At 62.7% G+C, this 24,938-nt stretch carries 23 protein-coding genes, 1 tRNA gene and 3 pseudogenes; 20 read left to right on the top strand and 7 right to left on the bottom strand.

The genetic code is table 11. The annotated features are described in order from the left end of the window. Nucleotides 1–26: 26 nt before the first annotated feature. The gene (gene pyk, locus J7I89_RS18445) at nucleotides 27–1,514 is read left to right on the top strand and encodes a pyruvate kinase (protein WP_214973293.1); all 1,488 of its coding nucleotides are present in this window, start codon (nucleotides 27–29) and stop codon (nucleotides 1,512–1,514) included. Between the two features lie 149 nt (nucleotides 1,515–1,663). Here pyk and J7I89_RS18440 read toward each other — a convergent pair whose 3' ends face one another. Continuing rightward, nucleotides 1,664–2,269, bottom strand: coding sequence for an ANTAR domain-containing response regulator (locus J7I89_RS18440; protein ID WP_056625858.1), 606 nt, complete (start codon nucleotides 2,267–2,269; stop codon nucleotides 1,664–1,666). 206 nt (nucleotides 2,270–2,475) lie between these two features. Between J7I89_RS18440 and J7I89_RS18435 the strand changes: the two genes are divergently transcribed. Continuing rightward, a tRNA-Leu gene (locus J7I89_RS18435) sits at nucleotides 2,476–2,557 on the top strand. Between the two features lie 86 nt (nucleotides 2,558–2,643). Beyond that, nucleotides 2,644–3,774: a site-specific integrase gene (locus J7I89_RS18430; protein ID WP_214973292.1), complete on the top strand. Its 1,131-nt coding sequence runs from the start codon at nucleotides 2,644–2,646 to the stop codon at nucleotides 3,772–3,774. 15 nt (nucleotides 3,775–3,789) lie between these two features. Here J7I89_RS18430 and J7I89_RS18425 read toward each other — a convergent pair whose 3' ends face one another. Both J7I89_RS18425 and J7I89_RS18420 read right to left on the bottom strand, forming a co-directional pair. Next, nucleotides 3,790–4,035 carry a hypothetical protein gene (locus J7I89_RS18425; RefSeq protein WP_214973290.1) on the bottom strand — a complete coding sequence of 82 codons (246 nt, stop codon included), beginning with the start codon at nucleotides 4,033–4,035 and terminating at the stop codon, nucleotides 3,790–3,792. Next, complete coding sequence (locus tag J7I89_RS18420; protein ID WP_214973288.1) at nucleotides 4,032–4,370, bottom strand: helix-turn-helix domain-containing protein; 339 nt, start codon at nucleotides 4,368–4,370, stop codon at nucleotides 4,032–4,034. The genes J7I89_RS18425 and J7I89_RS18420 overlap by 4 nt, the downstream gene beginning before the upstream one ends. A 222-nt stretch (nucleotides 4,371–4,592) precedes the next feature. Here J7I89_RS18420 and J7I89_RS18415 point away from each other — a divergent pair, with 222 nt between their 5' ends. Further along, nucleotides 4,593–5,099 (top strand): hypothetical protein, encoded by a 507-nt coding sequence (locus J7I89_RS18415; RefSeq protein WP_214973286.1) that lies wholly within the window; start codon nucleotides 4,593–4,595, stop codon nucleotides 5,097–5,099. On the opposite strand, the gene J7I89_RS18410 is transcribed toward J7I89_RS18415, so the two are convergent. Next, nucleotides 5,053–5,376 (bottom strand): helix-turn-helix transcriptional regulator, encoded by a 324-nt coding sequence (locus J7I89_RS18410; protein WP_214973285.1) that lies wholly within the window; start codon nucleotides 5,374–5,376, stop codon nucleotides 5,053–5,055. The genes J7I89_RS18415 and J7I89_RS18410 overlap by 47 nt on opposite strands. Before the next feature lie 311 nt (nucleotides 5,377–5,687). On the opposite strand from J7I89_RS18410, the gene J7I89_RS18405 reads away from it, so the two are divergent. From J7I89_RS18405 to J7I89_RS18395, 3 genes are all read left to right on the top strand, one after another. Further along, entirely contained in the window at nucleotides 5,688–6,470 is a 783-nt protein-coding gene (locus J7I89_RS18405) for a sigma factor (RefSeq protein WP_214973284.1), read from the top strand. A 452-nt stretch (nucleotides 6,471–6,922) separates the two neighbouring features. Further along, nucleotides 6,923–7,246, top strand: a complete 324-nt coding sequence (locus J7I89_RS18400) for a hypothetical protein (RefSeq protein WP_214973283.1) — start codon at nucleotides 6,923–6,925, stop codon at nucleotides 7,244–7,246. Nucleotides 7,247–7,452: 206 nt separating this feature from the next. Further along, the gene (locus J7I89_RS18395) at nucleotides 7,453–8,361 is read left to right on the top strand and encodes a C40 family peptidase (RefSeq protein WP_214973282.1); all 909 of its coding nucleotides are present in this window, start codon (nucleotides 7,453–7,455) and stop codon (nucleotides 8,359–8,361) included. Between the two features lie 58 nt (nucleotides 8,362–8,419). On the opposite strand, the gene J7I89_RS18390 is transcribed toward J7I89_RS18395, so the two are convergent. Together J7I89_RS18390 and J7I89_RS18385 are read right to left on the bottom strand one after the other, a co-directional pair. After that, nucleotides 8,420–8,800, bottom strand: coding sequence for a hypothetical protein (locus tag J7I89_RS18390; RefSeq protein ID WP_214973281.1), 381 nt, complete (start codon nucleotides 8,798–8,800; stop codon nucleotides 8,420–8,422). Nucleotides 8,801–9,103: 303 nt separating this feature from the next. Beyond that, entirely contained in the window at nucleotides 9,104–10,159 is a 1,056-nt protein-coding gene (locus tag J7I89_RS18385; RefSeq protein WP_214973276.1) for a DUF3644 domain-containing protein, read from the bottom strand. Nucleotides 10,160–10,430: 271 nt separating this feature from the next. Here J7I89_RS18385 and J7I89_RS18380 point away from each other — a divergent pair, with 271 nt between their 5' ends. The 10 genes and pseudogenes from J7I89_RS18380 to J7I89_RS18335 form a co-directional block, all read left to right on the top strand. Then, nucleotides 10,431–11,348 (top strand): hypothetical protein, encoded by a 918-nt coding sequence (locus J7I89_RS18380; protein WP_214973275.1) that lies wholly within the window; start codon nucleotides 10,431–10,433, stop codon nucleotides 11,346–11,348. Between the two features lie 331 nt (nucleotides 11,349–11,679). Then, nucleotides 11,680–11,967 (top strand): hypothetical protein, encoded by a 288-nt coding sequence (locus J7I89_RS18375; RefSeq protein ID WP_043480665.1) that lies wholly within the window; start codon nucleotides 11,680–11,682, stop codon nucleotides 11,965–11,967. A gap of 231 nt (nucleotides 11,968–12,198) precedes the next feature. Continuing rightward, nucleotides 12,199–13,359, top strand: coding sequence for a type IV secretion system protein (locus J7I89_RS18370; RefSeq protein WP_214973274.1), 1,161 nt, complete (start codon nucleotides 12,199–12,201; stop codon nucleotides 13,357–13,359). Beyond that, a complete protein-coding gene (locus J7I89_RS18365) occupies nucleotides 13,352–14,842 on the top strand; it encodes an SCO6880 family protein (RefSeq protein ID WP_214973270.1) in 1,491 nt (496 codons plus the stop codon). Before J7I89_RS18370 ends, J7I89_RS18365 begins: the two co-directional genes overlap by 8 nt. Further along, nucleotides 14,839–16,299 carry an ATP-binding protein gene (locus tag J7I89_RS18360; RefSeq protein ID WP_214973265.1) on the top strand — a complete coding sequence of 487 codons (1,461 nt, stop codon included), beginning with the start codon at nucleotides 14,839–14,841 and terminating at the stop codon, nucleotides 16,297–16,299. The genes J7I89_RS18365 and J7I89_RS18360 overlap by 4 nt, the downstream gene beginning before the upstream one ends. A gap of 9 nt (nucleotides 16,300–16,308) precedes the next feature. Then, nucleotides 16,309–18,120 (top strand): type IV secretory system conjugative DNA transfer family protein, encoded by a 1,812-nt coding sequence (locus J7I89_RS18355; RefSeq protein WP_214973264.1) that lies wholly within the window; start codon nucleotides 16,309–16,311, stop codon nucleotides 18,118–18,120. Beyond that, complete coding sequence (locus tag J7I89_RS18350; protein ID WP_214973263.1) at nucleotides 18,107–18,616, top strand: hypothetical protein; 510 nt, start codon at nucleotides 18,107–18,109, stop codon at nucleotides 18,614–18,616. Before J7I89_RS18355 ends, J7I89_RS18350 begins: the two co-directional genes overlap by 14 nt. A gap of 88 nt (nucleotides 18,617–18,704) precedes the next feature. Beyond that, nucleotides 18,705–19,865, top strand: coding sequence for an ArdC-like ssDNA-binding domain-containing protein (locus J7I89_RS18345; RefSeq protein WP_214973262.1), 1,161 nt, complete (start codon nucleotides 18,705–18,707; stop codon nucleotides 19,863–19,865). Between the two features lie 62 nt (nucleotides 19,866–19,927). Continuing rightward, nucleotides 19,928–20,437 (top strand): single-stranded DNA-binding protein, encoded by a 510-nt coding sequence (locus tag J7I89_RS18340; protein WP_214973261.1) that lies wholly within the window; start codon nucleotides 19,928–19,930, stop codon nucleotides 20,435–20,437. A gap of 543 nt (nucleotides 20,438–20,980) precedes the next feature. Continuing rightward, nucleotides 20,981–21,258: pseudogene (locus tag J7I89_RS18335) on the top strand (transposase); the annotation flags it as partial. Nucleotides 21,259–21,278: 20 nt separating this feature from the next. Here the strand turns inward: J7I89_RS18335 and J7I89_RS18330 are convergent. Beyond that, a complete protein-coding gene (locus J7I89_RS18330; protein WP_214973259.1) occupies nucleotides 21,279–22,328 on the bottom strand; it encodes an IS110 family transposase in 1,050 nt (349 codons plus the stop codon). Nucleotides 22,329–22,576: 248 nt separating this feature from the next. On the opposite strand from J7I89_RS18330, the pseudogene J7I89_RS18325 reads away from it, so the two are divergent. From J7I89_RS18325 to J7I89_RS18315, 3 genes and pseudogenes are all read left to right on the top strand, one after another. Continuing rightward, nucleotides 22,577–23,296: pseudogene (locus tag J7I89_RS18325) on the top strand (IS3 family transposase); the annotation flags it as partial. After that, nucleotides 23,211–24,608, top strand: coding sequence for an IS30 family transposase (locus J7I89_RS18320; RefSeq protein ID WP_214973257.1), 1,398 nt, complete (start codon nucleotides 23,211–23,213; stop codon nucleotides 24,606–24,608). The pseudogene J7I89_RS18325 and the gene J7I89_RS18320, both read left to right, overlap by 86 nt. A gap of 7 nt (nucleotides 24,609–24,615) precedes the next feature. Beyond that, nucleotides 24,616–24,903 (top strand): annotated as a pseudogene (locus tag J7I89_RS18315) (integrase core domain-containing protein); the annotation flags it as partial. Nucleotides 24,904–24,938: the final 35 nt, after the last annotated feature.

The raw sequence follows: 24,938 nt of genomic DNA, 5'->3' as shown, positions 1-24,938 counted from the left end.
ATGCAAGAGACCAATAGGGTAGGTATATGAGACGCGCAAAAATTGTGGCCACCTTCGGACCGGCGATTGCCAGCTATGAAAACACCCTCGCGGTGTTGGAAGCAGGCGTTGACGTTGCCCGGATGAACATGAGCCACGGCGATTACTCCGTGCACGACAACACCTATGAGAACGTCCGCAAGGCCGCCACGGATCTCGGCAAGGCCGTCGCGATCATGGCCGACCTGCAGGGACCGAAGATCCGTCTCGGCCGCTTCGTGGACGGCCCGCACGAGCTGGCGGTCGGTGACATCTTCACGATCACCACCGAGGACGTGCCCGGCACCAAGGAGATCTGCTCCACGACGCTCAAGAGCCTCACCGACGACGTCAACGTGGGCGACGCCCTGCTGATCGACGACGGCAAGGTCGCCCTGCGCGCCATCGAGGTGGACGACGTCAAGGTCGTCGCCCAGGTGACCGTGGGCGGCATGGTGTCCAACAACAAGGGCATCAACCTCCCGGGCGTGGCAGTGAACGTGCCGGCCCTGAGCGAGAAGGATGAGGACGACCTCCGCTGGGCGATCCGCCGCGGCGTGGACCTCGTTGCGCTGTCCTTCGTCCGCGACGCCAGCGACATCAAGCGCGTCCACGAGATCATGGACGAAGAAGGCCGCCGCGTTCCGGTGATCGCCAAGATCGAGAAGCCGCAGGCCGTGGAGCAGCTCCACGAGATCATCGACGCGTTCGACGCGATCATGGTGGCCCGTGGCGACCTCGGCGTTGAGCTTCCGCTGGAGGAAGTGCCGATCGTGCAGAAGCGCGCCATTGAACTGGCACGCCGCTGGGCCAAGCCGGTCATCGTGGCCACGCAGGTCCTCGAGTCCATGATCGACAACCCGCGCCCCACCCGCGCCGAAGCCTCCGACTGCGCCAACGCAGTGCTCGACGGCGCCGATGCAGTCATGCTGTCCGGCGAGACCAGCGTGGGCAAGTACCCGATCGAGACGGTCAAGGTCATGGCCCGGATCATCGAGTCCACCGAGGAGCACGGCCTGGAGCGCGTCCCTCCGCTGGGCACCAAGCCCAAGACCCGCGGTGGCGCCATCACCCGTGCCGCCGTCGAGATCGCGGACCAGCTGGAGGCCAAGTACATCTGTACGTTCACGCAGTCCGGTGACTCGGCACGCCGCCTGTCCCGCCTCCGCCCGATCAAGCCGGTCTTCGCGTTCACTCCGGTGGAGCACGTGTGGAACCAGCTGGCGTTGACCTGGGGCATCCAGCCGGTGCTCGTGCCCATGGTGGGCCACACGGACGAAATGACCGCGCAGGTTGACCGCAGCCTGCTGGACATGGGGCTCGTGGAAGACGGTGACCTGGTGGTCATCGCTGCCGGTTCCCCTCCCGGAAAGGCCGGCTCCACCAACTCGCTGAAGGTGCACAAGGTGGGCGACCTCGCCGACACCTCACGCCTGGGTGAGGGTACGACCAGGGAAAAGCTTGGCCCGTGGCCGGAAAAGAAGAAGAAGAACTAGGCTTCAGCCTTGTGCTGAGTAGCTGAGTCACGAAGGGAGGATCCCCGCCGTATTGGCGGGGATCCTCGCTTTTTGCTGAGAACTTTTTGGCAGGAACAAAGAGGAGGATCCCCGCCGCGCGGCGGGGATCCTCCTTTGTCGTTTTGGCGCTAGTTGACCTGGTTGATGATGGTCTCGGCCACTTCGCGCATGCTCAGGCGGCGGTCCATCGAGGTCTTCTGGATCCAGCGGAAGGCTTCCGGCTCCGTCAGGCCCATCTTGGTGGTGAGGAGGCTCTTGGCGCGCTCAACGAGCTTGCGGGTGGCGAACTGCTCCTGGAGGTCCGTAACCTCGTTTTCGAGGGCCTTGATCTCCTCGTGGCGGGACAGGGCGATCTCCAAAGCGGGGATCAGGTCCGCGGGGGTGAAGGGCTTGACAACGTACGCCATGGCGCCAGCGTCGCGGGCGCGCTCCACGAGTTCCTTCTGGCTGAAGGCGGTCAGCAGCACCACGGGGGCGATGCGGGCCTTGACGATCTTCTCGGCGGCCGTGATGCCGTCCATGACGGGCATCTTGACGTCCATGAGGACGAGGTCCGGCTTGAGCTCCTCGGCCAGCTGCACGGCCTTCTCGCCGTTGTCCGCCTCGCCGATGACGTCATAGCCCTCGCCGCGCAGGATTTCGATGATGTCGAGGCGGATGAGGGTTTCGTCTTCGGCCACAATGACGCGGCGCGCCGGCTGGGACGTGGTGTTTGACTCCGTCGGTTCTGACACGGGATCTCCTTGAAAAGGTACGGCGGGAACATCACTATCTTAGGTGCGCCCGCGGCTGTACTTGGATCTGCATGGCTTGTTGCGGCGTCACTGGCGCGATTCTGGAATTTAGCCTATCTGCATGTAGAGTAAATCCGCGCACTGGAAGTGGCTGCGTTGCTCACAATCACGTTGTGGGCCTACGATTGTTACTCCGTGTACTCCGCGCCCGAGTGGCGGAATTGGCAGACGCGCCGCACTCAAAATGCGGTATCGAAAGGTGTGTGGGTTCGAGTCCCACCTCGGGCACAGTGTTTCCGCAGGTCAGAGCCCATTTGGGGTTCTGACTGTGGACAAAATCCCCAAATGTGTGGACAGCGGCGTAGCATTTTCCTATGGCCAGCGTTAGAAAGCGCACAAAAAAGGACGGCACGGCCTCCTTTATGGTCTGCTGGCGGGACCCGGCCGTCGGCAGGGAACAGGGCATTACCTTCGCCACCGAGGCAGAGGCCGTCACCCTCAAGCGACTCCTTGATGCCAACAAGCAGTCCTTCGAAATCGCCCAGCACGTGATGCTCAAGAACCAGACCAAGGCACCCACCGTTGCGGCAGTGATTCAGGAACACATCGACCTTCTGGTCCGCCCTTCCGTCGGCACGCTCCACACGTACCAGACGATGCTGAAGCTACACATTGCGGATGTCATCGGCCACATTCCCGTCGACAAGCTCGACTACCGGCACCTGACTTACTGGATCAAGACGATGCAGAAGAAGGGCAGGTCACCGAAGACCATCAAGAACAACCATGGCCTGATCTTCGCGGCCATGGAGACCGCCGTTATGCTGCGCTACCGGAGTGACAATCCCTGCCGGCACGTTCAGCTCCCGTCTGGGGAAAAGGCAGAGGACGAGGCCCGCTTCCTGACGCATGCCGAGTTTGGGCTGATCCTTCAGGGCATGGGGGAGCGGTACAAAACTTTCACCGAGTTCCTTGTCATGACCGGCACGCGCTTTGGTGAGGCGACCGCCGTGACCGTGGCGGACGTGGACCTGATGTCCAAGCCGGCAACCATGCGGATCAACAAGGCGTGGAAGCGCGGCGAGGATTCCGAGTACTACATCGGGGCAACCAAAACGGGTGCCGGCAAGAGGACCGTTTCCCTGAACCCGCACCTGGTGGAGGTTCTCATTCCACTGGTGGCCAGCCGTCCCGGCTCGGACCTCTTGTTTACGACGCCCAAGGGTGAACGGATCATTCACAAGCTGTACTGGCATCACTATTGGGTTCCCGCAGTGAAAGCGGCGCAGGCCCGCGGGATGACCAAGTCACCCCGAATTCACGATCTTCGCCATACCCACGCGTCCTGGCTGATCCAGGACGGCGTCTCGTTGTTCACCATCTCGAGGCGCCTGGGGCATGCGTCCACCCGCACAACGGAGCAGGTGTACGGCCACTTGATGCCTCAGGCCCTGCAGGACGCCGCCGACGCCGTTGAGCGTTCCGCTGTGGTCTGGCGTGGTTAGCCGGCGGGGCCGCCGTTAGGAGTATTGCTGCCGTGCCTGGGCCCGTGTGCCGATCATGCGGACGGATGTGGGTCCCGGGCCCGCGGACCGGACTTCGCGCAGTTGGGCAATCTCTTTCAGGTGCACTGACGTGAAGACGATCTTGCCCTTGCCCCAGACGGAATGCGGAAAATCGCCCTTGGCAGCCCCTTCGCGGAGCCATGCCTCTGAGCACTTGAGTACCGAGGCAGCCTCGCCCGGTTCGAAGAATTCGAGTTTCATGCCTTTCTTCGATCCTTTCGTCGTTGCGTGGTGGCGCGGAGGACATCTGAGTCCGGCTTTAGCTCATGGGATTCGCGCGACCCGACGGCATGACCCGCGCCGTCGAAGCTCGCAGCGAGAGCGTCGATCTGGCGCTGAACTTGCTCGGGGGAAGCCACAAACTGAGTTGAGGTGCGCCGCACCAGGCCCGTTTCGCGGAGAACGTTGAGTTGCCGGCGGATACTCGACGGCGATGTCTGTAGTTCGACCCCGATTTGGCCGCACGTTGACGGCCCGTTCTTGAGTAAGAAGCGGATGATCTGGCTTCGCGTTCGGTTCATCAGGATGTTCGACATGGAGACCGGAACCTAAGGAATGAATGGATCGGCTGTAGACGGGTCTACAGGAGCAGGTTACGCCTGCTGCGGTCATGATGGAAGAGTATGTTTCTGTCAATGAATCTTCTAATATCGGGACCCCGATTGCCGAGCCGTAGGACTCGCGGAATACTGGGCGGTAGGGCGGCCGAAGTATCTTGCTGGGCTGCCGGCGTTGAGGTGGCTGATCAAGGGGCGGTTATGCGGAGTGGTGACGAGGCAGGGCATGGCGAAGGGTTGTCGCCTCAGGCCCAGCTCGCGCGTCGCCTGAACCTGCTGCTCGACGTGGTCGTGGCCGAGCGCGGTAAACCTGTAACGTTCAGGGAAGTTCAAGCGGACCTGGCCGACAGGGGCATCAAGTTGTCCCGCGCGCGCTGGTTCTACATGAAAGAGGGGACTGGCCGCCTTGTAAGCGATCCGGTGTTGCTGGCTGGCCTGTGCGACATCTTCAAGGTTGACCACTCCTATTTGGTTGGCGATGACGCTACCTTGCCGGAACGAATCGATTCGCAGCTTAAATTCGTCAAGTCCCTCCGCGCGGCCAGAGTGAAGTCGTTCGCGGCCCGAACCCTGGGGGATGTATCACCGGAGACTTTGCAGGCCATCTCTGAATATCTCAACAAGGATATTGGGCGGCACCCGGCGGGGGAGCAGGCAGCGGCTACCCCTCCAGAAGATACTCAAGATGAGCCGCCAGCAGTTCCTTGATCCGTACCGGGTTGGCTGAATAGCGCGGTGAGCGGCCATGCCGCCGGCCTGGTTCCACATCGACCACGATGGCGCCGGACTCCTCCAATGCCAGCAGATGTTTGGCCACGCTAGGTTCGCCGGCGCTTACTGAGTCCGCGATGTCACCACGGGTCGCAGGGCCGTGCGCCGAAAGATAGCGGAGGATCTCATTCCGTGAACGGTTGCCAAAGGTCGCGACGGCGGCTTCGACGTTGGCTGACCATGCGTCGTCGTGAGGCTGGGTAATCCTTGGCATGGATCCATTCTTATTCATCGTTCGAAGAAAAGTAAGACTCGTCGTCTTGACGATACTTTAATTATCCTTGAGAATAGTTTGCATAACCTTAGTGCATTCGTGGTCGGCCCTTGTTGAAGTGGCCACTCTTGAGGTGCCGGACAAGCCGTCACCGGACTTATTGGAATCGTTTAGTCGAAGCGGTGAGGACCATGCGAGTCGAATCCAGAGCGAATCAGGCCCAACATGACGCAGCAAATGCAGTTACCGTTGATGTTTCCTTGCGCAGGGCACCAGAGCCTGCGTTGGCGGCGGTCCCGGTGGATCAGATCATGGTCGCCGTTGACAGTGTGCGCCGATATGTCGTTTCGCACCTCTCGCGAATTGGCCGGGCGAGCGACGTGGACGACGTTATGCAGGACATCCGGGTTGCGGTCTGGGATGGAGTGACCCGGGGCCTTTATCGCCAACTTCCAGGCGTCCCTTTCGGCGCGTGGGTGCAGGGTGTCTGCGCGAACGTGTGTGCAGCGCACATCCGGCGGGAGCTAAGCCACCAGACGTTCCCGCTATTCATGCAACCAAGGGATGGGGACGGATCGGCGTCGCTCGACACTCTGGCGATGCTGGGGATCGGCGGGGTGGATCGAAGTGCTGAGAAAATCATCGACCAGGAATGGGCGCGAACGATTATCGAACTGACCCGGGAAAGTGTGCCAGAGGGAGTTTGGGAACTTGCCGTGGACAGCCTCACCGCGCCTCGCCAGTACGGTCCGCCTTCGCCGCAGGACCGCCGCCGATGGCATGCAGTGACGGTGGTGCGCCAGACGGCGAAGACTGTTCAGAGCGCACTGGACGTTGAGCAGACAGGCATCCGCAATATCGGGGACGTATGTCAGCGTGCGGCAGATTGCCTGCCGACGCCGGTGCTCCGTCGAACTGCGGCGACCATCGTTCGCCCTGGCGTGCAAGGGCCCGAGCGTACCAGAGCTCTCGCGGCGCTCGCCGCTGAGCTCGGCGTCACGGAACGCTATGTGGCCGTGCAGATCGGCTTCGCCCGGCGGCTCTACCAAACCTCTTGGCGGATTCTCCAAGCTGGAAGGCGACCCGCCCGCTGAGTCATGTACTCAGCCAATCATTTTGCAATGAACAGATGAGGAGGCTGGAAATGACGTTGACCCGGAGAATCGAATTGCCTGGCTCGAGTAGCCGGCGCCGATGGTTGTTCGCAGTAATCCTGCTCTTGAGCGTAGCCATGGTGGTATTTGCTCTGATACGCCCTGTCCAGGGGCCGGCATCTGAGCCAGGTCCGCCGCTGCCAGCTGAGCCGATGCCTCAAAGTTCGGCGCAGGCTCCCGTCGTGCCCCAGACACAGGCGTCGACGGCGGCTCCCGCCGTTGAGGGTCCTGATAGGGACAGGGCGCCTCGCACTACGGACTTCCGCAGGCTCGCCTCAGCGGCGGCGACGGAAATTTACACATGGGACACGCGAACGGCGTCGTACTCCGAGGTTTACTCCGGGCTCCGCAGTTGGTGGCATGTACTGCCTGACGGTTCCAATCCTCTGGCGGTGTTTGTGCAGGAGTTCGAAGCGACCGGGATCAACGCCGGAACTTATCCGTATCTGGCCGGGCAGCAGGCGTACCGTTCGGCCACGGTGGGATCGATGATGTGCGACGGTGAGCTGGCCAAGGTGCGAGAGCGGCCGGCGCCCTGGGTGGGACTGCACGTTTGTACTGTCTCTCTTCGCGTCCTGGATCAGTCGAATTCTGCCCGCAACACGTACACGGCCCCGGTCAGCATCATGTTGAACTGTCCGCCTGCTGCCACCGCGCCGGCAGATCGTTGCGTTATGGTCGGCTTCTACGCCGCGCCGAACAGGGTTGTCTACTAATGCCGGCTCCGGCGACGCTTACCGCACTGGCACGGCGCCGCACGATCCTGCGTGCCTTGGTGGCCGCGGCCATAACGGTGGTCCTGACCGGGACCTTTGTGCTCTGTGCGGCGGTTGCAGTGCTCGGCGCCAACGCGGTGAGTTCGGCGTCCGTCTGCTCGCCAGCCCACTCGAGTGGACGGCCAGACGTCGACGAGGCTGTCCCCGTGGACATTCGCGCTCGCAGCCAGGCGCAAGTCAACCTGACCGCGCGGCAAATGGCAGTTGCCGAGGGCTATGTGTCAGTTGGCAAGCAGTTGGGCGTGCCGCGAGATGGCCAGATCATCGCAATCATGATGGCTTTGCAGGAATCCAGCCTGAGAGTTCTGGCCAACGTGAATTTGCCGGAGTCGCTTGGCTATCAGCATGACGGCGTCGGCAGCGATCACGATTCGCTTGGCACCGCCCAGCAACGGCCGGCTGCTGGTTGGGGGAGTGTTTCAGAGCTGATGGATCCCGTCTACAACGTCCGGGCGTTTTACGGTGGACCGGCTGGCCCCAACCATGGCAGCCCGCGCGGTCTGCTGGACATCCCGGGGTGGCAATCCACGAGCAAGGGGCAGGCAGCGCAGGCAGTCCAAGTTTCGGCGTTTCCCGAGCTGTATACGCGGTGGGAGTCGGAAGCAGCGGCGATCGTGGAAGCGCTCGACGGCGGGACGGCACCTGCCGCTTGCGTCGATACGCCGTCCGTCTCATTGCCGACAATCGCGTCGGCAGATTTGAGCCAGATCCGAAAGGATATCCTTCGGTCTACCCAAGCCGGCGTCGGTGGGTCCTATGTGTGGGGCGGGACGGCCTTCAAAGCGTGGGACTGCTCGGGCTTTGTGCAGTGGATCTACCGGCAGGTTGGAATCTACCTCCCGCGGGTCGAGCAATGGAGGGTTGGTAAGCGGACGGACAATCCGCAGCCAGGAGACTTGGTGGTGCAGAACGCACAGGGCCCGAACAACTGGGGCCACGTTGGCATCTACGCTGGCGAGGGCATGATGTACAGCGCGCTCAATCCCTCAGTAGGCACGCTGCTCCACCCGATCGCTTGGAATTCGGATACGGCCTACTTTGATCTACTCACCTGACAAGTGGTCCAAGCGCCGCTTGCGGCACCCGACCGGCCTGAGCGATCCCTAAGGACTGCTAAAGCCCGCTCTCACCCTTCCACTCTTCCGGTGTCACCCGCTTGATGCTCGATGAGTGTGCCCAGCCCAGGTGATACTTACCTGAAGAGTCCAGCCATTCAATCAGGCCATAGGTGTGCGTCCATCCCACAGCTTTGCCGTAGATCCCGCTCACGTAGACCAGAGGCCTGCCATACTTCGGGAAGTCTCGGATTGGAGCTGGGTCATCCATCGGTCGGCTCTCTTCGGCTTGAATCCGGGCAAACATGCGCTCGGAGTCGTCGGGAGTACCACGCTTGATCACCCAAAAAGTATAGAACATATATTCGAATACTTCCCTTGCCAGCACCCTAAGGCGACAGGAAGCGCCGACAGGATCAGGCGCTGGTGCAGTGGGCATCACCGACTATTTGGCCTGCTGCGCACGCGGGCACGGCACAGGCCCTCGCACGGGCGGCGACACTCCGTGTGTCTGCGAAAGGGCTCAGCTGACGTCGGCCGCGGGGGACGGGGGCGGCAGCTGCCGGTACAAGGCGGCGCGTTTCAGTCCGGCCCTGACGATGATTTACTGTATGGAGAAGTCCTTGTCCCGGAGCAGGGCGGCGTGTTCGAGCTTATCGGCGTCGACCACTGTCGGACGCCCGATGCGCCTGCCGTTGCCTCCGCCCGATGGTGTGCGGCGGGCTCATTGAATCTGAAATTTTCAGGAGCTGGCTGCGGAGGCCGTCTCGGTTGGTGCACGCCACCGACGCACTGCCGCATACTCCTCTGCGCTCGCCAAGTGCCGCACCAGGTATTCAACCCATGCTGGCGTATAGATGTACTGCTCAAATGTCCCGTTGTAGTAGCAGAACTGCGGCTTCGTCGCGGTCCGGTCCGTCGAATCGGACGGTGGCCGTACCCCATAGAACTTCCAAGCTTGGGTGTGCATATGCATATTGAATGTCGCGTCTAGTCGCGCGGCGACTTGCTCGACCACTTCGCCGGCTTTCAATCCGTTAAGGTCTTCGACGGGCACATGTTTTTCGCGGATGATGGTTTGCACCTGATTGAGCACGGCACGCTGATCTGCCGTGAGCTCTTCTTCACGCACAAAGGTCATTGATGCGTCTGCTTGCGTTTTCGGGCCCTTATGCGGTACAAGGTAGATCCGGAAGTCGAAGCGTTGGTCCGCGGTGAGCCCAGGCTCAAGGGAAGCATCAAAATCCTGTACCCAGTCGAGAACCCCTCGCGGAATTTGGGCACGCAGCGCCTTCACCGCTGCGGCTGCGCCCTCAGTGATGGTCGATACAAACAACGGGAAGCGCAGCTCGGAGCCGAGAGCCTCTTCCTGCCCAAACCACTCAACCAAGGTCTGCTCGTAATTGATCAGAAGCGCTTGTGTTCGACCGGCGACGAGTGCGGCAACTTTTGCCTCGTGGCGATGCTCAATTTGGTTGCGGAGTCCTTGGAAGAAAGTGATGTTACTGAGGCGCGGGTCCGTGACCGTGAACTGCTCGCCGAGTAGCGTCCGGAGGGGTTTATAAAGGTACCCGCCCTCTGGGTGCTTCCTGCGCCACCCCCGTGCATCACGCTCGTACAGCTCGCCGCCATCGGACTCCGTCCGGGCCTGCAGCAGTTTCGTCCAACCGAGGTTCATATGAACGATGAACGCCTCAAGCTGCCGCTCATTACCGGATCGGTTGTAGAGGTCGACGGCCAGACGCACCTCCCCTTTGGAAGCCTGTAAGGTGTGCCACCACTTTGGACGAGGAGCCATGAGTTCACCCTACGTTGTTCTCGCGATTGCACCGGAACGCGACACAGGGCACTAGCTGGAGCAGCGTGACTCGCCCTCAGCTGTTGCGTTCGTGCTGTTGTATCGGACTCCTTCGCTTCCGGCGACGGCAATCACGGAACAATGGAACAGAAATCAGCACTTCAAAGCGCAACAGGTAAGAATCAAAAACATCTCATGAGACACGCGGATGAACTCCAGGGCTGGGCCAAAGGCTCCTTTGCGACCGGAATGTACCCCGACAGCCGGGTCGGTGCAGCATGAATGGGAACATGCCCCAAGTCATCTGGGAGAGCCTGTCGTCGAGACCCAGTTTGCCACCGAGCTGACACTGAGCGGGCTTCGGAGGCTGTGCGCCGTCCCTACCGACCCAGAACTGGTCAAATGGGGCAGCCGAGACCTTAACTACGCACTTTACGTTGGGATGTACTCCTATTCGTCGGGCTTGGAACGCCTATGCAAGCTGGCTATCGCTTGCAATGAGTACGCGACCACTGGAGAGTTTCCCAAGCTTCGTGCCTACTCGCACAGGATTGGAGCCCTGCTTGACGCCGTTGAAGCGCTAACCACGCCCACGACGGGCCCTGGCCCTTCTGAGCGTGAGGCGAAGTACCTCGTCCGACCGGTGGAAGGTCTCGACCCCGACCTTATGGGTACAGTCGAACGGTTCGCCAGCGGAGCTGGACGGTACGAGCACCTGGACATCTTATGGAATGACGACGCGGAGGTTAATACCTATAAGGAGTGGTCTGCTCTTGCTGCGAGGGCTTCGGTCTCCGAGGAAGTCCGCCGGCTCATCTCACTCAAGAGTGCGATGGCGCACGCGATCGGTTCGGAGCTGGCCGACGACGGGCTTGAATCGACCGCGCGGACGGTGATGGAAGACCTGGAGCTTCCGATGTACGAACCGTCCGTCGGTGTGGTGCTGAGCATGTTCCGGAAGGTCCGGTGGGTGTCGACAATCCTTAATGTGGCCACCTACTACACGGGTAAGGATCTCCCAATCCTCGGCCAGGTCGTCTCTCCAACCTTCATCCACACGTCTGCCGACTTCTTCAAGTATCACATCGCCAGAATTTCCGACGACGACGTTGTCGAGGAGGAGCTCGGAGAGGTGTTTGAACGGATAAACGCACGCGAAGCGGAAGATGATGAAGAAGACAGCGACTAAGACATGATCTGACAATACTCGGGGGCCGGGGGATAGGCTTCCGGTCGCGTGCGGAACCCATCAGTTCAGCACGAGGTCACTGCGTCGCCGGTTTTAGAACAACTTTGTGAGACCGGAGGATTACGACTGTCATTTTCATTCCCGGCTCAGTCGAAACTGCGTGACCTGTTCGGCGCGGCTCTAGCTGTTTCAGCAAGCGAATCCGGTTACACGTTGCGCGAGTGTCATTATCAAAGCAGTCAACAAGTCATGTCGTCCCGCCCCACCTCCTCCATGAAGTCGTGAGCCCAAACCCCTCATTCCCCATGGAAAACGACAGATGGAGCGCGCGATGTTTCTGGCAGCGGTGGACCCTGGCATCACCCCGAACACAAACTTTCCCTTTCTCGAATCACTCAAGCAGATCGGTGGAGGGATCCTTGTCGGGGCCTTCATTGTCATCGCAATAGTGGCGATCGTCGGAGCCGCGATGCTCCTGGCCGGCAAGCTCAGCCAGTCATCGCGGCTCGCCTCGGGCGGCGGCATGATCCTGCTCTGGACAGGACCGGTGGCCGCAATACTCGGCGGGATCAATGGCTACATCCTCTGGTCCCAGTCGGCGTTCAACCTCGGATTTTAGGCAGATATGCCGGTCGAATGCGATCTGAACGGATGGTGGCCGCCCGGTTGCGGTCTCGTCTCTCAAGCGAACGACGGCGTCCAAGGTTCCATCACGTCATTCTTCGCGAACATCCTGCAGGGCACCGCGTCCTGGATCTGGTCCTTCATCACTGGCGCGTTTAGTGTCTCCGATGTCGATGATTCTCAGTGGACGGCCGTCGAAGGTTTGACGAGTTGGTGGGCGGTCGTCATGATGACGCCGCTCGTGGTGGCCATGATCCTCCAGTTGTTGTCCGGTCTGATCAGCCAACAGCCCCGCCGCCTGGTGCGGGCCCTGGTTGGCGGCGCCGCCGCCATTCCCCTGGTGGCCGGCGCTGTCTTCCTCGTCCGCCAGCTCACCAAGGTGGGCGACTCGGCAGCTACCGCACTGCTCGATTCCATGGGGACGGATCCCTATCTGGTGTTCATGCGGCTATTCGGCTTCGAGCGGGCCCCGGCGGACTCCGGCCGGGAATGGAACGTCGTGGCGTTGGCCCCAGGCACGGGCGGCGGCGCGGCGGGGGCGGTCGTCGTGACGGTGATGGCCGTGATTGTCGTCTGGATCTTGGCGTTCATCCTGATGTGTTCGATGATCTTTCGGTCCTTCGCGCTCATCGTGCTCGCCGCCGTCGCTCCAGTCGCCCTCATGCTGATGCCGTGGGAGAAGACGAAGACCTGGGCCAGACGGTGGTGCGAGATCGTCGTTGCCTTGCTTCTCGCCAAACCGCTTGCCGCAACAGTGCTGGCCGTGGCCATCAAGCTCTTTGCCGAGTCGAAGTCATTCGCCGGGCTGGCCGCCGGCGTCGTGGGCATGTCACTGGCCTGCGGTGCGCCGCTGATGGCCCTGCGGCTGGTGAGTTTCGCCGGCGGTGAGCTGGCTGCAGCCGCACAAACGGCCGGTGGTGGCCACGTCCTCTCCCGAACCTCCAGCTTTACGGCCCGGCAGATCAGCCGCCAGACCGGCGGTCGTTTCACCCTGGCCGGGATGGCTGGCCGCTCGTCGATGACCCGCCCGATCCAGTCGAGCCGTCACCAATTTCCCACCCGCGCGCTGCCGGCCGGAGCCCCTCTTCCAGGAAAGCCGACGGGTACGACGCCGTCATCGGCGCCCGCCGGGAACGCCAGTGCGTTGATGCTCGACGCCGGCACCTCGCCCTCCAGCCCAGCCTCGCCTTGGGCGAATGCTGCACAGCCGCGGCCGACGCCAGACGCGCCGGCAGGCAGAAGCGGGGGCAAAGCCTCCAGCGAGCCTCCACGGCCGCCGTCGTCGCCGCTTCCTAAAGACGAGCCACCGCTCGCCCCGACGGCCCAGCCTCCCATCCACCGGCCAGCAGTCGTCCGGCCCCCAACCGACGGTGATTTCCATGTCTGAAACTTCACGTGCCCTCGAGGCAGTCAAATTCCCCCGTTACGAGCGCCGCGGGCTGTTCATGGGACTGAAGTGGTACCAGCTGTTGATGCTGGCGGCCGGTGTCGTGGTGGCAAGCCTGGCATCGGCAGCTCAAGGACCGATCGGTTTGTTCGCGTCGGGACCCTTGTGGCTGGTCCTGATGCTCCTCGGCCTGCTGCAGTACTCAAGGATTCCGTACCCGGTATGGGCCAGCCATGCCGTCCTGTTCTTCTACCGGTCGATAGCCGGGCAAACACGGTTCCTCACCAGGCCCGAACGAGCAGTCCTGGCCGGACGGCTGGCGCTTCCGGGAGGGCTGGGGAACTTGGAGTTACGTCGGACGTCACGGGGCGAGTGTTTCATCGTGGACGCACGCGGCAGGGAGGCGATTGCCGTACTTCGTTGCAGCACCCGGTCATTCGCGCTCTTGGACAGTGACGACAAAGCGTGGGCCGTTCAGGCCTGGTCCCGCGTACAGGCGGGCATGGCCCAGCGAACGGGCCTTGCGAGAATTGCCGTGCAGGACTACACGGTTCCGTATCCGTCCACCGCGCTGCGGGACTTCTACGAACAGGCTGCGCCTCGGCCAGTTGCCGATGGCAGCGGACTCACTTGGGGGCAGCGCGCGTACGAGGACCTGATTTCTGCGGCAGGTTCCACGATGAGCCACGATCTCCTGATCGCTGTTGTCGTGGACACGGCCAAGGCCCGACGCCGGATCAAAGAGTCCGGCGGGGGACTGCTCGGCGTCGAGCGGGTGCTTCGTCTGGAGGTCGAGGCCATGACGACCGCACTGGGGACGCACAGTGTCAGGGTGGAGGAGTGGTTGCCGGAGGGCGGGATCCTGGACGTCGTCCGGGGCGCCTTTGATCCCGCCGCCGTCGCCAGCCGGGTCGAGAAGCCGACGAAGGAGCCGTCACAACCGAAAGACTCCACGGCGCCTAGCCTGCCCGCGGGCCCCATGGCCGTGGATGAGCACTGGACCTACGTACGAACTGATTCCGGTTTCCATCAGACGTTCTGGATCGCCGAATGGCCGCGGCAGAAGGTCTTTCCGGGCTTCCTGCATCCGCTGATCTACGTGGGGGATTTCCGTCATACGGTGACGGAGGTGATCCGGGCGGTGCCCACAACCGAGGCGCTGCGGGACATCCGTTCCGCCCAGGAAGCCCATGAAACCAGGCGGCGGATCAACACCCGCTTCGACAGGCCGCTGACCCGCGAGCAACGGGCTGAGGAAGAAGAGGTCGCCCAGCGCGAGGAGGAGATCGTCGCAGGACACGGAGACGTGAGGCCCGCTGCCTACGTCACCATTACTGCGGCGACGCTGGAGGACCTGGCCCGGCACCGGCAGGAACTGGAATCGGCGGCCGCGGGAGCTTTCGTCGAACTGCGCCTGCTGGCCGGACAGCAATGGGCTGCGTTCGCCGCCGGAGCACTCCCGTTCGGACGGGGTCTGCGATGACGCGGGCAATGCAGTCGGTTGAGTACGTGGCGTCGGGCGGGAGCCGCCAGGAGCGGAAAGAACGACGGCGGCGCACGGCTGCCGCGGGCAGCCAACCGTGGTCTGCTGCATTGCGCAGCGTCCGCGGGGTGCTCGGCAACCGGTTGGACACTGCCGAGCTGGGAGGCGACTGGGGAAGCAAGGATCCTGCCTCGCTGCGCGGTCCGCACCGCTTGCGCCCTGCGCCACACCGCGCGTCCACTTTGACCTTCGCCGCGGCGTATCCGTTCCTCACAGAATCAGGGCTCGGCCACGAGGGAACGTATATCGGCACGGACGTGTTCGGATCGGGAGCGTTTTCCTATGACCCGTGGATTCTCTACGATAAGGGCGTCATCAGCGGACCCTCGATCGTTGTCATCGGCACCGTGGGTACAGGAAAATCAATGTGCGGGAAGTCTTTGGTGGCCAGGTCCATCACGCTGGGGCGGAAGGCCGCCGTTGCCTCCGACCCCAAGGGCGAGTGGGTTGCCGTGGCGAATGCGGTTGGCGGCAAGGTCATCTCGGTGGGCCCCGGCCGTGCTGCCCGGGTCAATCCGCTCGATGCCGGGCCGCGGTCCAGCGCGCTGAGTGAGGCGCAGTGGCAGGCTGTGGTGCGGCAGCGCCGTCGCTACCTTCTGGTGGCGCTGGTATCGCTGATGCGCCAGGGCATGCCCCTCCGTCCTGTGGAGCACACTGCCTTAGACATGGCTCTCATGGAGACAGTGGCCGAGAACTCGAATCCGACGCTGCCGATGGTCCTGGACCATCTCTTGAATCCGTCGAAGGAGACAATCGGGCTGGTGGGCAAGGATGGGGGACTGGCCGTCAGCCACTCCCTGCGTCGGACGGTCTCGGGTGACTTGGAAGGCATGTTTGATGCTCCCTCGACGGTGGCCTTCGACGCCGATGCACCGATGATGGTGATGGACACGTCAGCACTGATCGGCGCGTCGGAGCAGGCACTGTCCCTGGCGGCCGCGTGTGGTGCGACCTGGCTGGAGGCGGCCGTTACCAATCCCGACGGCGGCAAACGGCTGGTGGTTTACGACGAAGGCTGGCGCATGCTGGCCGACCCGTACATGCTCGCCAAAATGAGCGAGCAGTGGCGGCTGGCCCGCACCTACGGCATCGCGAATCTGCTCATCATGCACAAAGTCGCAGACCTCAACGAGATCGGAGACAGCACCAGCGGGCATCGGCAGAAGGCACTCGGCCTGCTTACAGAGGCGGACACCAGGATTATCTACCGGCAGAAGCATGACGCCATGCGCCTGACCAAGGAAGCCTTGGGGCTGTCGGAGGCCGAATGCGAGCACGTGGAGAATCTCCCCAAAGGCGTTGGTCTATGGAAAGTCGGGAACCGTTCCTTTATCGTTGCGAACCGGGTCACGACTGATGAACTTGAAGTCTTCGGCACCGACGACCGGATGATCTGAATGGGACCGATGAGTTCGCGGCGAGGCACCGACAGCCCTTTGGTCACGGCGGGGCTTATTGCCGTCGCCGGTTACGTTTGCCTGTGCTTCCTGGTCCAGGGCGCAGCGAACGTCGTGGTGACTTGGCGCTGCGGCGGCGGTCCGTCGTCGCCGTTCAACCCGGCTGCCGCCGTCGGACTTTTGATTGGCCGGATGGACTGGATCGTGCGCAAACCAGAGGGATGCGCCGTCGGCGCCGGCAGTATCTGGTGGATCGTCGGACCGGTCCTCTTTCTGGCGGCTGCGCTCGCCGTCGGGTCTGTCTTTGCCTGGAGGAGGTGGAAGCAATCCGGCGCCTGGCTGCGCCAGGACATCCTGACCCGCGAGGGCATCGCGCGCCGCACCGAAATCCTCCAGGATTTCGGAGCGAGGGCCGTCCTGAAGCGCGGCAAGTTCACACGGCCGGGCCTGGCGAAACCACGGATCCAGGACGTGGCGTGGACATTGGGCCGCTCCCGCGGTGTCACGGTTCATGTCTCCACGGAGGAGTCGATGGTCATCCAGGGCGCTCCGCGGTCAGGCAAGGGCCTCTACGTGGTCATCAATGCCATCCTCGATGCGCCGGGCGCGGTTGTCACGACGTCCACCCGAGCCGACAACCTGGTGGTCACCATGAAAGCCCGCGCAACACGTGGCAGGCCAGTCACGGTGTTCGATCCGCAGGGCATGTCCGGATTGCCATCAACACTGCGTTGGTCTCCTGTCCGCGGCTGTGAGGATCCGGATATCGCCACGCGCCGTGCTCTCGTGATCACTGCTGATACGGAGATGAAGGGGGAGAACGCTGCGTGGCAAAAGCGCTCGCTGATCATCCTGCAGTGCCTCCTCCACGCCGCGGCCTTGTCCGGAGAGGGCGTCCGCGCGTTCCGTCGCTGGTCTTCGAGCCCGGTCCTGGCTCGTGAGGCGCTGGAGGTCCTGAGCCAACCCGCGGCCGCGCTGGGATGGCAGGCGGATCTGATGGGCATTCTTGAGGATGACCCCCGGAACACGTCCAACTCCTGGATCGGTGTCTCGGCTGCCGTCGCGCCGCTGTCGTCGCCTAGGGTGCTCGCGGCGCTGGATCCCCGGGACGAATCTGAGGAGTTCGACCCGAAGAGGTTTATCCGGGACTGCGGGACCCTGTATCTGATCGGCACCCGTGCGGGTGCGGCTGCAGCTGGGCCGTATCTGTCGGCGCTGATCGACGACATCGACAACGCCGCGCGCGAAATGGCGTTTGTCTCTCCGGGAGGAAGGCTGGATCCGCCGTTGTCGCTCGTCCTGGATGAGATTGCCAATCTGGCACCGTGGCCGGGTTTGCCCATCGCCCTCTCTGATGGGGGCGGCATCGGCATCTCAACCCTGGTAGTTCTCCAATCCCTGTCCCAGGCCCGGACCGGCTGGTCCATCGAGGAGGCGGCCACGATCTGGGATTCGGCCATCATCAAAGTGATCTTCGGCGGCGGCTCCGATGAACGCGACCTGCGCTCGCTGGCCGGGCTGCTGGGGGAGCGGAGCCTGACCCTGAACACCCGGTCCTGGTCTGCACAAGGCCGGCAGGACGGCGAACAGATCAGGGAGAGTCCGGTCCTCCCGCTCCATGAGATCCGGCGCTTGCCTGCCGGCACAGCCCTCATGCTGGGACGTCGAACCAGGCCCATCCTTCTGGACCTGCGCGAATGGCACAAACGGAAGGATGCTGCCGAGCTGGGTCGGTCAAAGCTGGAGCTCGAACGGGCGTTGGCAGATGGGCACCGTCTGCGACAACAGCCAGCGGGGGAGCCCGGCGATGGCGAGCCGTGACGACGTCGAACGCTTTGAGATTCCGACCGCCGGAGCGGACGACGACGAGCTGACGGCGGAGCTCTTCCGCTCTGCGTTCCGGCCACCGGGGCGCTCATCCGGTGTGACTTACCGTTGGCGGGAGCTAACGGCTGAGCAGGCCGGAATTGTGTGGCGTTCCTTGGCCGTGTGGGTCCGTTGGCTTGTTGCCACGTACCAGCTGACCACGTCGGTCGTTCCGGATTGCTGGTGGCGCCACTCCGAGATTGTCGCCGAGCTCTATGCCCTGCAGCGCGCGGAACTGGCGTCCTACGCCAGCGACGATTCCGGCTTCGGACCTCTGGCGTTTCACGAACGGTTGCCGCACGCCGTCGAGCGCCTGCGGATCCATACCCGGACAGCCGGTTGTGTCGGTCTGCAGGCGCACAAGGAAGCCGCAGTGAGAACCCTGCGGCCTGACACGCCGGACTTCGTCGAATGGCAGGCGGCTTCCCACCAAGTCGGGGATGAATTCTGAAGTCATGCTGTTCCTCGCTCCCAGGACATGAACAAGTATCCGCAGGGTGCTCCCGGCGGGACCCCAAGAAGCATGGAGGGCGGCTGTCGTGGCCCCTGAAACTGAAGAAGTAGCGAGTGCTGTGGCGGCAGATGCGGCGAGCCGGAGCGAACCGGGCCATGTCCGCATGACTCCTGAAGAGCGTATTGCTGCGCTGACCGATGGCCTGCATCGGATCCTGGAAGAGGCAGTTGAGTCCCCGTCGCACTGGCAGGTCCTGCTCGACGCGTCGGCAACGTTGTGGCGGTACTCGGGCGGCAATGTCGCCCTGCTCATGATGCAGATGGCCCAGCGCGGTACCGACGAACCCACTCTGGTGGCCGGGTACAAGGAATGGGCCCGCCACGGACGTACCGTGTCGAAGGGTGAGCATGCCCTCTGGGTGATCGCGCCGCGCACGGCCCGCCTGCAGCAGGTGACGCTTCCTGACGGTACGCGGCAGCGCGTTCCTGCGGGCGAGCGTGTGCCGCTTGGCGCCGTAGACGACGGAAAGAAGACCGTCATCACGGGCTGGCGCGGCCAGGCAGTCTTCGATGTCTCACAGACGCAGGGGACTCCGCTGCTGGTGCCTCGGGGCGGTGCGGGGTCTGTTGTGGACGCGGCTGAGCTATGGGGACCTCTTGCGGACGTGGCGGGCAGCCATGGCTTTAGCGTCGACGTGACCGAAGCCCAGTACGGGCTGACGAGCGGATTTACGGATTTCACCCAACATCGGGTCCAGGTCGGTGCCTGGCTCAGTCCAGAAGAGCGTGCGGCCGTCCTTGCACACGAACTTGGGCATGTGCTGCTTCACGGTCCTGACGATGCGCTTGGCCGGCTGTATGGCAGCAGCGCAGACCATCGCGGCCTGGCTGAGGTGGAGGCCGAATCCGTGGGCTACACGGTGCTGAAGGCGCACGGGATCGACCGCGGCCCGCAATCCGCGAGCTACCTGGCCGGATGGGCTGATGCGGTCATCGACGCCGAAAAGGATGTTAGGGCGCACGACGGCGGCAGCAAGCTTCCCGCGTCCCGTACCGACATTGCGAAGTCTGTTTTAGGGCGCGTAACTGCTGCCAGCAAGGGCATTCTCGAGATAACGCACCCGCCGGGATTCGGCGGCAAGATCGCCAGCGCCGACGCGGACCCTCGCGTGAACGCGGCGACGTCCTTCGTGGGTTTGGAGCACCCTATGCGGCCCGTTGATGGACCTGTAATGGCCGGGCCGTAAGCCCGGCTGGCAACTATTTGTCCGGCGGGAGAGTCCCGCCGGCTTTGGAAAGGACAAGAACCATGGGTACAAAAATCCCGATCAGCATCGCCGGCAACCTCGTTGCCGATCCGGAACTGAGCATCGGCGAAAGCGGAGTGGCTCACGCCAAGCTACGTGTCGCCGTCAACCAGCGAATCCAGGGCGCGGACGGCAGTTGGCAGGACGGAGAACCCGTCTTCCACAACGTCTCGGCGTTCCGTGCTCTGGCCGAGAATTCAGCGAATTCACTGCGAAAAGGTGACCCGGTTACTGTGGCGGGGGACCTGGAATTCCGCTCGTACGAGAAGGACGGTGAACGCCGCGAAGCCCGACGCATCGTTGCCGACACCATTGGCCCGGATCTTCGGTTCGGCACCGCGGTCTACCAGCGCATGTCGCACGCGGCTGCAGCGCCGGATGCTGAAGTGCGTGCGGACCTCGAAGCGCCCGTCGCGGCAGAGGCTGCTACGCCGGCCTACAACGTCAGTTCGAAGAGTCCCGTGGTGGTGCCCCCTTTCGGGGTCACGGCGGGGAATGAAATGAATTTCTGAGAGTTGCGGGGCCGTCCAATGACGGACGGGGGTATTGCCTAAGCGGGTTGATTAGCAAAGCAACCCGTTTCCCCCACTCGGAACCCTAGATCTACTTGGTTCTTGCTGGAGGGCTAGTTGGCTATTTTTCTTAGTCTCCAGCGTTCGTCACCAAGGCGCGGCTTCTTTGGCTGCTGACGCGATTACTCCACGGCTGTGATTTGGAATCACGGTTGTCAAAAGGCAGAGGTGAGCGGCTCCTGGATTGTAGATCCGGGGGCCGATCATCGTGTGCGGCCCGGTCGTGGTGTGAGTAACGGCAAGCCGTTTTCGACCAGAAGTGTCAAGCACTGAACGCGGCCTGGAGGCCCCGAAGGACCCACCTAACCGCCGTCGGCGGCGAGAAGATCTGAAATTTGATATGGGTCCGAAACCGGCAGATTTCGCACATTTCCGCAGGCCAGAACCATTTCTACTACACACCTCTGTTTAAATGTTGGGACTGCCCCCGGTTTTGTTGACTCCTTGACCTAGCGAGCTCGTGCTCGTGGAAGGATGTTGACCATGCCGACGGCTTATGGGGCGGAGTTCCGCCAGGATGTTATTGATGTGGCCCGCAAGAGCGAAGCGCCGCTGGCACAGATCGCAAAGGATTTCGGGCTGTCGGTCACGACGCTCAAGCGTTGGATCGCCATTGCCGAACGTAAGGAATCCGGAACCGGCCCGGCAAGCGGTGATTCGGCTGAGGCCGGGAGTTGAAGAAACGGAACCGCCTGCTGGAGCAGGAGAACGAGATCCTGCGCCGCGCAGCTGCCTACTTGTCCAGGGACATCAACCCAAAATGACTCTTCTATGGGTTGTGTCAAGCCATGATGGTCTGGAGTTGGCGGAAGATGGCGCGGCAGACATAGCGTTTGAGGTTGCGGCGGATCTCGCGGTTTGATTTCCCTGTTGCCCGGCTGCGCGTCACGTACTCCTTTGTCGCGGTATCAAAGCTCATGCGGGTGCGGACGATGACGTCGAAGGCGCGGTTGAGCTGGCGGTCGCCGGTTCGGTTGAGCCGATGTCTGGTGGTGTTGCCGGAAGATGCAGGGCGTGGTGCAACGCCACCGAGGGCGGCGAAGGCTGCCTCTGACCGGATCCGGCCGTGGTGGGAGTAGGCGCAGATGATGATGGCCGCTGTCACCGGGCCGACTCCGGGAGTGGTTTGCAGTCCGGGAGCCAGTTCTTCGGTGAGTTGGGCCAAGGCCTTGTGGTTTTCGGCGAGCTGGCCGGTGAAGTCTTTGACGGCCAGTGCCAGGCGCTTGGCCTCGGCGCGGGCGATACGCACCACAGGGTCGGCGCTGTTTGAGCTCCGCCAGGCTGCGATGGCGGTGATCTGTGCATCCCGCAGGGATGCCCGGGCGTCGATCCCGAGATCTGTGCCGCGGAGCAGGGCCGTGAGGGCGTTGCGGTTCGCCGTGCGTTGGTGATCCAGCAGGGACCGAGAGGCAAGCAGAATCCTGATCGCGGCCCTTGTTCCTGCAGCGCGCGGCTCCATCACCTGATCGCGCTGGCGTCCGAGGACGGACCGGGCAGCGGCTTCGGCATCGATCGGATCAGATTTGCCGGTGAGTGACCGCGACGAGCGTGTCGGCGGTCTGACCTCGCCCACCTCTATGCCAGCGGTAAGCAAGACCTGGGTGAGCCGGGCACCGTAAGAGGACGTACCCTCGACGGCCGCGAAAACCCTTTCCCCGCCTGTACGTCGCCGGATCCAGGTGATCGCACGGTCCATCCCCGAGGAGGTGGCTGGGAATGCGGCGGCGTCGACCACGGCACCGGTTGAGGCGTGAACCGCGGTGAAGGTGTGGGTGCGGGCGTGGGTATCCACGCCGACGACGAACTCGAATTCTTCGGCAATGATCGCCATGTGCGTTCTCCTTCTATTGAACTGAACAGGTCGCACGGCCTGTCTGGGTCGCTCGGAGACGCATCTGTAACGGGTCACACCAAGGGCGGACAGTCTTCTGATCAGGTCATCCGTGCGGGCAGACCAGTGCCCGGGGAACGATGCGGACAAGTCATTTTCAAGACACCGCACGAGCGGGTCGGATATACCCTGAGTCACACACTGTCCTCCGGGACCAGCCTGCCAGCCAGCCTCTGGCCGGCCACTGACCATTACAGACCTACCCGCTGGTCACGGATCTTGCCGCCGACGGTGTTCCCGTGGTGGTGACCTGCAGGGTGTTGGGATTTAGCAAGCAAGGCTACTACCGGTGGAGATCCAGCCCAGTGACGGAACGGGACTGGATCGATGCGCACCTGGTCAACGCCGCCTTGGACATTCACACCGACGACCCGGCATTCGGGTACCGGTTTATCGCCGACGAACTCCCCGAGAAAGGCATCAGTGCCGGCGAGAACAGAGTCCAGCGCCTATGCAGGGACCACGGCATTTGGTCGGTGTTTTCGAAGAAGCGTGGCCTGAACCGGAAGCCGGGGCCTCCGGTTCACGATGATCTGGTGGAGCGGGATTTCACCGCCACGGCTCCCAACGAGCTGTGGCTGACCGACATCACCGAACACCCCACCGCAGAGGGCAAGCTCTACCTCTGCGCGGTGAAGGACGTCTACTCCGGAAGGATCGTTGGATACTCGATGGATTCGCGGATGAAGTCCTCGCTGGCCGTCGCCGCACTGGAGAACGCGGTGCGCTCACGCCGCCCGGCGGGGACAGTGGTGCACTCGGATCGAGGGTCCCAGGCCGTATTCAACCGGTCGAAGCAACACCTGATCATGGAGGTGTTGGATGCGGTCGAAAAATCGTCAGAAGCAGGTCCGGGCATATCGAGGACAGATACCTTCGCCGGGTCGGCCCTCGGTGGCGTGGCGTGAGGACCGGATGCGGTTCTGGGTGGCCATCGCCTCGGGTGTGAAGACTCGGGATGCCGGCGTTGCGGCGGGCGTGTCAGAGCCCGTCGCACATCGCTGGTTCCTGCACGCTGGCGGAGTGAATCCTCAGCTGACCCCGAAACTGTCCGGGCGGTACCTTTCCTCGAGCAACCGGGAGGACATTGCGTTGTGGCGGGCGCAGGGCTGCGGTGTGCGGGAAATAGCTCGTCGGCTGGGCCGAAGCCCGTCTACGATCTCGCGGGAGCTGCGCCGAAACGCGTCGACGAGAACGTATCGGTTGGACTACAAGGCGTCAACGGCGCAGTGGCACGCCGAACGACGCGCCCGCCGTCCCAAGACTGCGAAACTGATCACAAACCAGTGCCTGCGTGATTATGTCCACGACAAGCTCAGCGGATACGTCAGATCGGCCGATGGAGATCAGCTGGGCCCGATCGGGCCCGTATGGGACGGGAAAAACAAGCCTCATCGAGGGGACCGCGAATGGGTGACGGCTTGGAGCCCTGAGCAGATTGCCCACCGCTTACCCATTGAGTTCCCGGATGATCCAACGATGCGGATCTCGCACGAAGCGATCTACCAGGCCCTTTATGTTCCGGCTAGGGGCGGACTGACCCGGCAGCAGGCATGGCACCTGCGCCGAGGGCACACCAAACGCACGCCACGAGCGAGAACACGCCAGCAGGCCTGGGCGCACGTCACCGACGCTACAACCCTAAGGAAGCGACCACCGGAGGCCGACGACCGTAAAATCGCAGGCCATTGGGAGGGGGATCTGATTATTGGTCTCAACCGGTCAGCGATCGCGACTTTGGTCGACCGTACGACGCGTTTCGCCATGCTCGTGCATCTGCCTCGGCAGACGGGATACGGGCTGATCAAGCCGGTAAAGAATGGGCCTGCATTAGCTGGCTATGGGGCGGTCACGATGAAGGACGCCCTCGTCCGGATCTTCGATGCGCTCCCGGTGGACCTACGCCGCTCGCTGACCTGGGATCGAGGGAAGGAGATGTCAGCGCACGCGCTTCTAACGCAGGAAATCGGATTGCCGGTTTACTTTGCCGATGCGAAAAGCCCTTGGCAGCGCGGAAGCAACGAACACCTAAACGGGCTGCTCCGGCAGTACTTTCCGAAAGGCACTGACATCTCACGCTGGAGCCTGCCCGAAATCCAAGCCGTCGCCGACACCATCAACAACCGGCCGCGCCGCATCCTGAAATGGCGTACTCCAGCGGAGGCCTTCGCAGACCGGCTAAAATCACTGCAACAAGGAGCTGTTGCTTCGACCGGTTGAATACGGCCAGTTCCGGTCCCGCCGATTCGTCGAATCACTCCGTCACCACGGCCTCACCGGATCAATGGGCAGGGTCGGTGCGTGCGCAGACAACGCTGCGATGGAATCGTTCTTCTCACTGCTGCAGAAAAACGTCCTCGACCGCCAGCGGTGGTCAACACGGCAGGACCTCAGACTGGCCATCACAACCTGGATCGAAAGGACCTACCATCGCCGGCGACGGCAAAGACGGCTGGGGAAACTCACGCCCATCGAATATGAAACAATCAACCGGACCGCGCTCACAGCGGCCTAAGACCCCGAGTCAACTGTCGGTGACGGTCGAAAACT

Source organism: Arthrobacter sp. ISL-5, assembly GCF_018613835.1.
GTDB lineage: Bacteria > Actinomycetota > Actinomycetes > Actinomycetales > Micrococcaceae > Arthrobacter.
The sequence above is the reverse complement of the archived record's forward strand: the minus strand, read 5'-3'. Positions and strand labels throughout refer to the sequence as shown.

Coding starts and splice junctions, on each gene's coding strand:
- J7I89_RS18370 (WP_214973274.1), top strand. CDS start 12,199: ATGATGACGCCGCTCGTGGTGGCCATGATCCTCCAGTTGTTGTCCGGT.
- J7I89_RS18365 (WP_214973270.1), top strand. CDS start 13,352: ATGTCTGAAACTTCACGTGCCCTCGAGGCAGTCAAATTCCCCCGTTAC.
- J7I89_RS18405 (WP_214973284.1), top strand. CDS start 5,688: ATGGTCGCCGTTGACAGTGTGCGCCGATATGTCGTTTCGCACCTCTCG.
- J7I89_RS18420 (WP_214973288.1), bottom strand. CDS start 4,370: ATGTCGAACATCCTGATGAACCGAACGCGAAGCCAGATCATCCGCTTC.
- J7I89_RS18375 (WP_043480665.1), top strand. CDS start 11,680: ATGTTTCTGGCAGCGGTGGACCCTGGCATCACCCCGAACACAAACTTT.
- J7I89_RS18355 (WP_214973264.1), top strand. CDS start 16,309: ATGAGTTCGCGGCGAGGCACCGACAGCCCTTTGGTCACGGCGGGGCTT.
- J7I89_RS18415 (WP_214973286.1), top strand. CDS start 4,593: ATGCGGAGTGGTGACGAGGCAGGGCATGGCGAAGGGTTGTCGCCTCAG.
- J7I89_RS18385 (WP_214973276.1), bottom strand. CDS start 10,159: ATGGCTCCTCGTCCAAAGTGGTGGCACACCTTACAGGCTTCCAAAGGG.
- J7I89_RS18390 (WP_214973281.1), bottom strand. CDS start 8,800: ATGCCCACTGCACCAGCGCCTGATCCTGTCGGCGCTTCCTGTCGCCTT.
- J7I89_RS18340 (WP_214973261.1), top strand. CDS start 19,928: ATGGGTACAAAAATCCCGATCAGCATCGCCGGCAACCTCGTTGCCGAT.
- J7I89_RS18350 (WP_214973263.1), top strand. CDS start 18,107: ATGGCGAGCCGTGACGACGTCGAACGCTTTGAGATTCCGACCGCCGGA.
- J7I89_RS18320 (WP_214973257.1), top strand. CDS start 23,211: ATGCGGTCGAAAAATCGTCAGAAGCAGGTCCGGGCATATCGAGGACAG.
- J7I89_RS18410 (WP_214973285.1), bottom strand. CDS start 5,376: ATGCCAAGGATTACCCAGCCTCACGACGACGCATGGTCAGCCAACGTC.
- J7I89_RS18430 (WP_214973292.1), top strand. CDS start 2,644: ATGGCCAGCGTTAGAAAGCGCACAAAAAAGGACGGCACGGCCTCCTTT.
- J7I89_RS18360 (WP_214973265.1), top strand. CDS start 14,839: ATGACGCGGGCAATGCAGTCGGTTGAGTACGTGGCGTCGGGCGGGAGC.
- pyk (WP_214973293.1), top strand. CDS start 27: ATGAGACGCGCAAAAATTGTGGCCACCTTCGGACCGGCGATTGCCAGC.
- J7I89_RS18330 (WP_214973259.1), bottom strand. CDS start 22,328: ATGGCGATCATTGCCGAAGAATTCGAGTTCGTCGTCGGCGTGGATACC.
- J7I89_RS18425 (WP_214973290.1), bottom strand. CDS start 4,035: ATGAAACTCGAATTCTTCGAACCGGGCGAGGCTGCCTCGGTACTCAAG.